This window comes from Peribacillus sp., from assembly GCF_059453735.1.
In genome coordinates, this window is the sequence record NZ_JAZVJO010000026.1 from 1 (window position 1) to 1,733 (window position 1,733).

Consider the following 1,733-nt stretch of genomic DNA (forward strand, 5'->3'; position numbering starts at 1 on the left):
AATGCAGAGGGATCCCCCGATAATTCCAAGTATTGTTCCGATGATAAAACCGCCCATGGCACCCATAATGGATAGAATGGCTGAAAACATAATCATAATACCTAGCAATGTCGATAAATGAGGCATGATATAAGATAAAATTGCACCAATCAATACGGTTCCGCCGAGGAAGAATCCAACAAACACCATCGTCCCAGGAACAGCTGCCACCTCAAGAAGCTGAAGAGGAACATAACAGATGAGTAAGCCAGAAAGGAGAGCAAGTGTTGCTCCCCAAAAAGGCCGTGTGATCTTCCAATTACGGAATCGCTGTCTTTTAGTCATATATCGTGTATTATTCATGATTCATCATTCCAATCCGATATTTGGTAATAGATTATTCTTATAGTTTTTCAAAATAAACTTTCATGCCTGGAAGAGAAAGAGATTCTTGATAGAGATATAGTGTTTTTAATGTGGCATTCTCCAGAATGATTTTAGGGGCTTTTTGAGTAAATTCTTCCGCAATCTTTTCTTGTGGGTCCTTAATATCCCCAACATAGTTTTCTTGCATAGTCAGCTTTTCAAATCTGGCATTCCCGTCAATAGTCGTTGCTTTTTGAATCAACCCTTTAATTTTCACGTCGGCTTTTGGGTCAGATTTAACTACAACCCGAACCCCTAAAGCAGGGACATCTTTCGTAATGACCAAGCCATTGATTGTTACTTCATCAATATGGTTGACGGCAACAACTGCTCCATTTTTTGCTTTTGCTGTATCAGCCAATCCGCCCAATAGTTTAAAGTTTGTACCTTCCAATCGGTCGAATCTAACATTAAATTCACCGAAACCACTGAGTGCGGCAGCATAAACAGTTCCGCTGAGGCCAAAATAAGTTAATAATCCTCCAAATAATAAAAATCCGCTAAGTAGTGCAATCCAAAAGCTCTTTTTGGCCGTGTGCCCCCCCATTTGGATCATTTCTGCCGTGTTCATCGATCATCCTCCTCTTTCTTCCCTGAAAATTAATTAGAAGGGTGGAAGAGCTTACAATAAATCGGACAATTATGGTAAGCGCTTTCACATTTCTGTAACAATTTTATTCCCTTTTTACTGAATCGGGAATACCTACATTTGTAGCTAATTTCATTTTAATCCTGCTTAAGAATGATAATCTTGTCGAAATGGCGCGAATATACAAGAATATACATTTGTAGAAGGAGTTTATTTCTTATGAGAAGAATACTATTAATAGAATAATCCGTGAAGGCGAGGTGGAAGGTAGTGTCTGAATCATTAAATAATCATATGAATTCCTTGTTAACTAAGGCGATTAAACTGTTGGCAGAGTATGAGGATGAGATTGTCCTAGAATGGAACAATGTGCAGGATGAGCTGGCTGAAATTAGTGTGAAATATACAGATACCTGCAGGTTTATTAAGGAGCGCTTAGTCTCTTATATGAGTTCGAGCAGGTATGGAGTCGAAGTCCATTCGATTTTGAATAGAATGAAAGAGGATTCATTAGACTACTTTCCCTATCAACCTGCGGCAGAAAGAATTATCCACATATTAAACCTCATGGAGAATGCTACCCATAAGGTTTTAAAAGAACATATTAAGTTCTCCTCTCACTTGCATCCATCTATTCATTATTTGTTCAGTAAAATCAGTGAAGTACTTGTCTATTTAAATGAGCATGAAAAAATCAGCCTAGAACTATTATGCGAGCGGCTGATTAATCAAGAGGAGC

General features: G+C 38.3%; 2 protein-coding genes and 1 pseudogene. 1 reads left to right on the forward strand and 2 read right to left on the reverse strand.

The window, feature by feature from the left end:
* Both AC52RT_RS00730 and AC52RT_RS00735 read right to left on the reverse strand, forming a co-directional pair.
* A partial coding sequence (locus AC52RT_RS00730) for a DUF6114 domain-containing protein (RefSeq protein ID WP_495538980.1) occupies positions 1 to 342 on the reverse strand: 342 nt, incomplete at its 3' end.
* Between the two features lie 40 nt (positions 343 to 382).
* Positions 383 to 976 (reverse strand): DUF6230 family protein, encoded by a 594-nt coding sequence (locus AC52RT_RS00735; protein WP_495538981.1) that lies wholly within the window; start codon positions 974 to 976, stop codon positions 383 to 385.
* A 288-nt stretch (positions 977 to 1,264) separates the two neighbouring features.
* On the opposite strand from AC52RT_RS00735, the pseudogene AC52RT_RS00740 reads away from it, so the two are divergent.
* A pseudogene (locus AC52RT_RS00740) lies at positions 1,265 to 1,733 on the forward strand (hypothetical protein); the annotation flags it as partial.

Coding starts and splice junctions, on each gene's coding strand:
- AC52RT_RS00735 (WP_495538981.1), bottom strand. CDS start 976: ATGAACACGGCAGAAATGATCCAAATGGGGGGGCACACGGCCAAAAAG.